The sequence below is a fragment of the Pseudescherichia vulneris NBRC 102420 genome (assembly GCF_000759795.1).
Taxonomy (GTDB): Bacteria; Pseudomonadota; Gammaproteobacteria; order Enterobacterales; family Enterobacteriaceae; genus Pseudescherichia; species Pseudescherichia vulneris.
On record NZ_BBMZ01000011.1, the window covers coordinates 46,607 to 54,124 of the forward strand.

4 protein-coding genes and 1 tRNA gene are annotated in these 7,518 nt (G+C 58.8%); 1 reads left to right on the forward strand and 4 read right to left on the reverse strand.

Annotated elements, in window-relative coordinates; all coding sequences use genetic code 11:
- Positions 1–86: 86 nt before the first annotated feature.
- Positions 87–1,037: an HTH-type transcriptional regulator Cbl gene (gene cbl / locus EV102420_RS10545; protein WP_042391525.1), complete on the reverse strand. Its 951-nt coding sequence runs from the start codon at positions 1,035–1,037 to the stop codon at positions 87–89.
- A gap of 100 nt (positions 1,038–1,137) precedes the next feature.
- On the reverse strand, positions 1,138–2,055 hold the full coding sequence (gene nac / locus EV102420_RS10550) for a nitrogen assimilation transcriptional regulator NAC (RefSeq protein WP_042391526.1): 918 nt from the start codon (positions 2,053–2,055) through the stop codon (positions 1,138–1,140).
- 330 nt (positions 2,056–2,385) lie between these two features.
- On the opposite strand from nac, the gene EV102420_RS10555 reads away from it, so the two are divergent.
- Positions 2,386–2,461, forward strand: a tRNA-Asn gene (locus tag EV102420_RS10555).
- A gap of 38 nt (positions 2,462–2,499) precedes the next feature.
- On the opposite strand, the gene EV102420_RS22805 is transcribed toward EV102420_RS10555, so the two are convergent.
- Both EV102420_RS22805 and EV102420_RS10565 read right to left on the reverse strand, forming a co-directional pair.
- The gene (locus tag EV102420_RS22805) at positions 2,500–6,900 is read right to left on the reverse strand and encodes a SpvB/TcaC N-terminal domain-containing protein (protein ID WP_042391527.1); all 4,401 of its coding nucleotides are present in this window, start codon (positions 6,898–6,900) and stop codon (positions 2,500–2,502) included.
- Positions 6,901–6,948: 48 nt separating this feature from the next.
- Positions 6,949–7,518, reverse strand: a 570-nt coding sequence (locus EV102420_RS10565; protein WP_042391528.1) for a Tc toxin subunit A-related protein, incomplete at its 5' end; no start/stop codon positions are given.

Here is a 7,518-nt window from a genome sequence, read left to right on the forward strand (position 1 = left end):
TAAGTGCGTAATTAAGAAAAATTGCTAATCAATATTTAGTCAATGTAATAATAACCAACGGGGTTGGTTATTAAAATTATATATAATTAAATTTGATAATCGATGGCAATCTCCTCAGCCTCCATTACTTGCCGTTTGATATCCTCCACCGACAAACCTGCGTTACACAGTTCAATAAAGCGCCAGACATAGTTCCGCTGCAGCTGTCCGCGCTTCAGTCCCAGCCAGACGGTATTGGCATCAAACAGGTGGCGCGTATCCAGACGAACAAGCGTTCCGACCTCCTGTTCACTGCCGGACTGTTCAGCAACGATACCGACGCCCAAGCCCAGTTCAACGTAGGTTTTGATCACGTCCGAATCCTGCGCGCTGAGCACCACGTCAGGGATCAACCCCTTGCGACCAAAGGCTTCATCGATACGCGATCGCCCCGTAATACCCTGTCGGTAGGTGATCAGCGGCCAGCGGCTTATCTCCTCTAGCGTAAGGGGGGAAGCATTAGCAAGCGGGTGATCGTTGGGGATCAGCAGACTGTGATGCCAGCGGAACCAGGGGAAGGCCACCAGCGCCGGATCGTTACTCAGACGTTCACTGGCGATACCGATATCCGCCCCGCCATTGTTGAGCAGAGATTCGATCTCCTGCGGCGTCCCCTGAATAAGTTCGAGCCGCACCTCGGGAAAGAGCGCGCGGAAAGATTTGATCACCGGCGGCAGGCTATAGCGTGCCTGGGTGTGAGTAGTGGCAACGGTTAAGACGCCGGAAGTGTCGTTGGTAAAGAGATCGGCGAGCCGGCGAACGTTGCTCGCCTCATTAAGGATCCGTTCGGCAATCACCAGCAGCGCTTTGCCTGGCTCGGTCATGCCCAGCAGGCGTTTACCCCGGCGGATGAAGATCTCTATGCCCAGCTCCTCCTCCAGCTCGCGGATATGACGGCTGACGCCGGACTGCGACGTATAGAGCATGTTAGCCACTTCTGTCAGGTTGTAATCCCGACGTGCCGCTTCACGAATTATTTTTAGTTGCTGGAAATTCATCCCATCCTCCAGAGCCATCAGACATGTCGCTATTGTTAAAGTCTGAGGCCCGGCAGGACAAATAATAAAAACCAGCAACTTATGCTTTTTAGGAATAACTCTAGCCGACGAGCAGCAATTCCCGATTCTCAAGCGTCGGTCGGCTGACCAGCGACATCAGAATATCTTTCACCGCCTGCGCCTGCGGCGACAGCGAGCCGTGAGCAGAGGTATTCAGGGAGAGCGGAAGACTCATGGAAGGCGCAGTAATGCGTGCCATCCAGCCGTTCGCCGCACTGCACAGGGATCGTGCGGCGGATTCAGGCAGCACCGTAACGCCCATTCCGCTGGCAATCGCGGCGGTTAAGGTGGTGATAGATTCAATCTCGCCGATAATTTTTGCCGTCAGGCGACGCAGGGAGAACGCCTCGTCAACTCGCAGGCGCACCGCGCTGTAGTCACGGGGCAGGAACAGGTTCATCTCCGCTACGGCGGTGAGATCGACGCTTTGCCCTGGGCAATCTCGGGTTCCCACGAGATAGAGATCCTCTTTCAGCAGCGGCTGGCTGGCGATACCCGCAGACGGCGCACGCTCATACAGCACGGCCATATCAAGCTGGCCACCGAGCAGCTTGTCGTTAAGATCGCTGCCGCTATTTTCATGCAGGTAGACCATCACGTCCGGCAGCTCGTTGCGTACGGCCTGCAGCAGCGGCATGGTGATGGACGAGGCCGCCGTGCCCGGTGCAAGGCCAATGGCCACCTGTCCGCGCAGGGTTTGACCGACGTTATTCACTGCCAGCTGGGCCTGTTCGCACTGGCGCAAAATAGTGCGGGCGTGAGTGTAGAGGATCTTCCCGGCTTCGGTCGGCGTGACACCGCGCTTGGTGCGGATTAACAGCTGCTGATCCATCTCACCTTCCAGCGTAGCGACCTGCTGGCTCAGCGCGGGCTGGGCGATATGCAAGACCTCAGCGGCCTGGGTCAGGCTACCGATATCGACGATTTTTACGAAATACTTCAGCCGTCTTAAGTTCATTTTGCCTCCGGAACTCAACGCATAGGTGAGTGCTTGTCAGTGTCTTGTCGGAGGAGTTGCAAGATGCTTGCCAGTTTTAAAAAGTGGTTTTAATTCTGCCTAACAGGCTGGATTATAAGCGTTTCTGATTACCTGCCTGATGCTCTACCTAGTTAACGCCTTTTTTGCCTGCCCCATAAGGGGTAGAAATGCACCAGCGTGGTGCGCAATCATCACTTTTGCTGATGAATAGGCCAGATTGCTGCAAATGTCAGCAAACGAGCACGAGAAGCGCATCCAGGCTTTGACAAGCGGATCCGCCGCCGCTACTATTCGCCTCGTTCACACGATTCCTCTGTAGTTCAGTCGGTAGAACGGCGGACTGTTAATCCGTATGTCACTGGTTCGAGTCCAGTCAGAGGAGCCAAATTTAAAAAAGCCCGCTTTTCAGCGGGCTTTTTGCTTTTATGCGTTTATATCCTCCGGTAACCCTGCGGTGTCGTTCTCATCCTCCGCCACCGTAAACCACGAATACCACGTATTACGCCGCAGATAGCCTTTTGCTGTAACCGTGCGGATATTGCGCCCTAGCGCATCGTAGTACAGGGTATCGCTGTAACCCTGGGTTCGCATGGAGGCATCGGTGACATACAACCAGCTGTCGAGAAAATAGGGCTGATAGCTGCGTACCACCTGCCCCTTATTGTCATACTCCACCCGGCCAGATATCGCCCAGCGTGGCGCGGCATCGACCTCTGCGGTATCCACCTCGCCATCCTCATCACGATGCCAGGCTTTCCCGTCCGGCACCAGCGCGCACTGCTGGAGAGCACGGCCAAAGCCATCGCTGTAGCCCACGACGATGGCCGTCTGCTGGAGCAGCTTCGCGGCATCGTCTGGATCGGGCGTATCGGGATAGTTATCCGCCGTCAGCACTGCGCTATGCACCGGTACCCGGTCGCTCTCTGCCAGCAGCTTCGCCAGCGGATCGTCGGCACTCTCCTGTGCCCACCGGCGGCCCGCTGGACGGATATGTCCGTCAAAGGTGATGAACCGGTTATCCAGAAGTGACGACCAGCCCCCTGCTGCTGCTGCGTTCGCCTCGCTCTCGGTGACCGTTCCCATCCAGCTGAACATATCGTTCACGCTGATAGTGGCCAGCTGCTGGAGATAACCTGGCGCCGTCGCTGCATCGATTGCCACCTGCACGCTCAGGGTAGGATCGACGGCATAATCAGACACCATGCCGAACCCGACCTTCTGGCCGCCGTTCTCGGTGCCGTAGACGCTGCCGCCTCTGGCCTGGCCCAGCGCATTCAGCTGTACCTCCTGAATGTTGGCGTTGATATCGGTCGTCTGCCAGGGCATCAGGAACCGGTAGTCATAGGCGGCCGAGGTGCTGTTGCGGCTGTCGCTCTGCTCTATTACGCAAAGAGCGTAGTCGTCATAGCGATAGCTGACTGCGGTGACGAGCTTCGTTGACTGGCTGCTGCGCGGCAGATAAAACGGCAGATAGTCACCGTTCTCATCGGTGAAATAGGTAAAGCTATGTTCCGTTCCCCAGAGCGGATTGGCCGCATCGTCGGACATAGAGACGTAGCCAAGCTTGTCCCAGGCATAGTCTGCGGGGATCTCCACGCCGTCATAGGCTTTGAGGGCGATACTGTCCAGCACGGCAGTCTGCTGGTGATCCACTAGCGCCAGCAGGTTCGGCGGTGTGGTGAGATAGATCACCTCGCTCTGCCCGCTCAGATAGCGCGTCTGGGTATCTGACAGTAATCCATTCGGATCGCTCAGCGTTTCATAGCTAATGCCCCCTACCGGCACGCTGTCGAATACCAGCTGGTTGCCGCGGCGGGTATCCGGCAGCCCCAGCCGCCAGCCCTGCGGATCGGTAAGATGGATAACGGTCGTCAGGCTCTCCGTCAGCCGCAGCTTCTGCTGCTGCTCGTCGTAAGTATTATCCCAGGCGTCGGCTGGCATATTGTTGGGATAAGGAGAGAGCGGATGCTGCGCCCGGCGGGGATAGGCTACGCTCACCTGCTGCAGCGGCGTGCTGTAGTCGTCCCGTACCAGGGTGACCTGCTGGACAACGACAGGATCGTCCGCCCTCTGCTCGTAGCCACTGGCAACCAGCTCCAGACCCATCGGCAGCACAATCGGCACATCCCCAGCCTGCACCAGACGGACCTGCATCCGCTGCCAGGTACAGGAGTACGGGGCTGAGCTCTCTCCCTGCGCCCAGATTTCGCTGCGCAGTACCGACCCTTTTAGCGCGCGAAAGAGCCACCAGCGGGTGTTGTCATCCGGCGCATCAAGGACGTGCTCTTGTCCATCCTGATAGTCTGTGAGCAAGGTCGGATTGAGCACCACCGCCTCGCTGTCTCCCTGCCACGGCTCGCCGTAGAGGCTGGTTTCATCTTTCTCCCGGCCACAGTGATACCAGGTTTTGCTCAGCAGGGTGGCCGCAAGCGGCGTGTTATCCCCCACCGGCAGGGCATCGCTGTTGGTATCTTCCGTTTCGACGTAGCCAAAGCCGCGGAACTCACGCTCTCGTCCGTCGTACACGCCCTGATAATAGCGGCAGCTCTGGCTGAGCTGATTACCTGTGATCTCGTCCAGGGTGATCGTTTTCACCAGCAGCTGCATGGCGAAAGGCAGCGCGGGCACCGCCTGTGGGTTCTCTGCTTTTTCGTCCAGCCATGACTGGGCTGAACTGCGATAGCAAAGGGTATGGCTGGCACCGAGATTGTTATCTATCCCGTTCAGCAGATAAGGCTTGGCGCTATTAAAGGCATAGCGCCAGTGGGTTGGCGTCATATAGGGAACAGAGAGCACCAGCTCTGCCATCCCGTTACCCTGTACGTCGGCCACGGTGACCTGGCAGAGGCGATCGTAGAAGACGTTTTCCGGCAGCAGGATCGGCTCCCCTGTGACAAAACCGTTCCCGCCCTGGTTGCGCCAGATCTGCACCCGGTCGTGCTGCATATAGATAATATCCGGCGCGCCCGAGCCGTCGATATCCGCCAGCAGCACATCCTCTGGATTAAAGGTGTCTTCATCCAGACCATCAATGGCGGGCAGCGGCAGGCTCACCGGTGCGCCAAACTGACCGTGACCCAGGTTAGGCCAGCAGGTCACCTCGTTATAGCGGATGCGGCAGAGATGCGACTGGCCGGAGCCGAGCATGTCGGCAAACACCACCAGCTCCCGCGCATTGCGACCGGGGATGGGCAGCGTAACATCCTCTCCCTGCGCAACGTCGAGGCCGATGCTGAAGCTCTCCCCCTCGTTGGCATAAAAGCGTACCGATCGTGGCCCGATCAGTGCCAGGTCGGCCAGACCGCTGCCGACCAGAGAAGCAAACTGCGCCTGCGGATGGAAAAACTCCGTGGGCAGTGCGCTAAACGGGGTAAAGCCGCTCCAGGTCTTATCTGGTTTCTGAGTAAAGAAGCCCGCCATGCCCGGTTGGGCGACAATCCAGTCCAGCTGGCCGTCACCGTTGATATCCATCAGCCGGGCTGCGCCGTTTTGCATTGCCGGCACGCTGGGGAGTACCTGCCAGTCGGCATAATCGACGCTGTCGCCCCCCTCCTCGCCGCGCTGCGGTGCGCTGTAGCGCCACTCGTTACCGGTGCGGCACAGCACCCCCGGTACGCCTTCGCCGTAGAGATCCACCAGCGCGTAGGGCCAGCTCTCCAGGCCCGGCAGCGCAGGCATCTGCTGCCAGTCGGCACTGCTTTTTGCCTCGGGCTGGCTGAACTGTAGCTCCAGCGGCGGCAGCGACTGCACGTAGCCGTCCGCTTCGTAGGCCAGCGTCCGGGCGCTCACCAGCTGGGTCAGCACCGGGTTTTCGTTATATTCCAGCAGCAGACGGGAGACCAGCTTATCCGCTTCGCCCAGCTCGCTCGGGAAGTGGTGGAACATCAGCACCTGGCGACACAGACGATGGACGCGGATCTCAAACCCATAGTCGTAGCGAGAGTACGGATCCTGGCGAGCAGGCCATGCGGCAGAGGCGGTCAACGCGGGCGGCGTCTGCGGATCGATCCCGCGCTCGCCGTAGTCAAATACCAGGGTGAACAGCCACTCGGCAGCGGGCGTATCACTGCTCCACAGGTAGAGATCCGTTGCAGGCGCTTTGTTACCATACTGCACCTGGCTAAGGTAGCGCATCGCACTGGTGCTGCGGTCGCTGGCCGCCACGCCGTCGCCGTTTTCCGCCAGGTATGAATAATAGATATGCTCGCCGGTAGGGCTAACCGACTCCTCCAGTAGCCACTGCGCGGTATGCGCGGCGTTCTGCGGATCGCTGATGCGTGCCGCTGCGGTTTTACCCAGCAGATGCAGCGTGCCGTCGCTGCCGTGGAGCAGCCAGAAGGCATCATCGTTGTTATCGCCGTGCCAGTACTCCAGGCGACTGAACGATCCCTCGATACGCGGCTGGTAGCGAGTCACCGAATAGGTTTGCGAAAATTTGACGTCGCCATAGTCTGAACAGGTAGTCGGATTGGGTTCGCCAGCGGTGCTGGTGGTCTTCACCAGTACCTCGCCGTCCGGCCCCAGAAACGTATCGTTTTCGTCATACTGCGGCACGCCGTGGCTGGTGCGGCGGGTAATACGCAGGGTTTCGCAGAACCAGCCCACGCCAAATACGCTGTTGCCGCCGCCGCTGCTGTAGCTGAGCGACAGGCCAGGGGCAAAACCCCGACCGCCGGTGATGGGCAGCGGCAGCGCCATGCTGGCCAGTCCCGTCGGGCCTGCCTGACCCAACGATTCGCCCATCCCCGTCAGCGCCCCGCCGCCTTTGGGTAACGACGGTGGCGTGACGGAAACCGCTGCAGAAAAACCATTTTGTTGTTGCATAAAAATCTCCTGAAACGGGCCGCCCGCAGACGGCCCGGATTATTTTTGTTACAGCGTTCCGCTAACCGCCTGCTCAAAGGTGCTGCCGCCGTACAGCGCGGTGTAATGCACCTGGATAATGACGTCGTTCAGAGATTGCAGCAGGGCCTGCTGCTCAGCTGATTTCACGTTCGGGAATTTCAGCTGCCAGTCAGATACTGCCCCCGTCCCTTCAAACGGCAGGTAGCGTTCGTCACCAAAGTTCAGGACGAACATTCCGCTGTCGTTCAACCCGGACGAGACGGCGATCTGCTGGCTGGCCCGCAGGTTAGTGATGATGTTGCTGGCGCTGCCCGTGGTGCTGTCGTTGAGGTAGTTCACGCCGTTGATATCCGCCTTCAGCAGCGTGCGGCTACCGGACTGGGTCAGCGTCATCCGCACATCCTGATACGGTCCCACCAGCGCAGGCAGCGAGACGGTTACGTACTTGATCTGCCGCAGGTAGTGGCCCGGATAGTCGTTATCAAACAGCGACTCGCTGAGGGAGAACTGCGTGACACCGTCCGTCACCAGGCTGGTGAAGGCCTCGCTATCCAGCTGTTTCAGGGAGACTGTTTTGGTCAGCTCCAGACGGCGCGC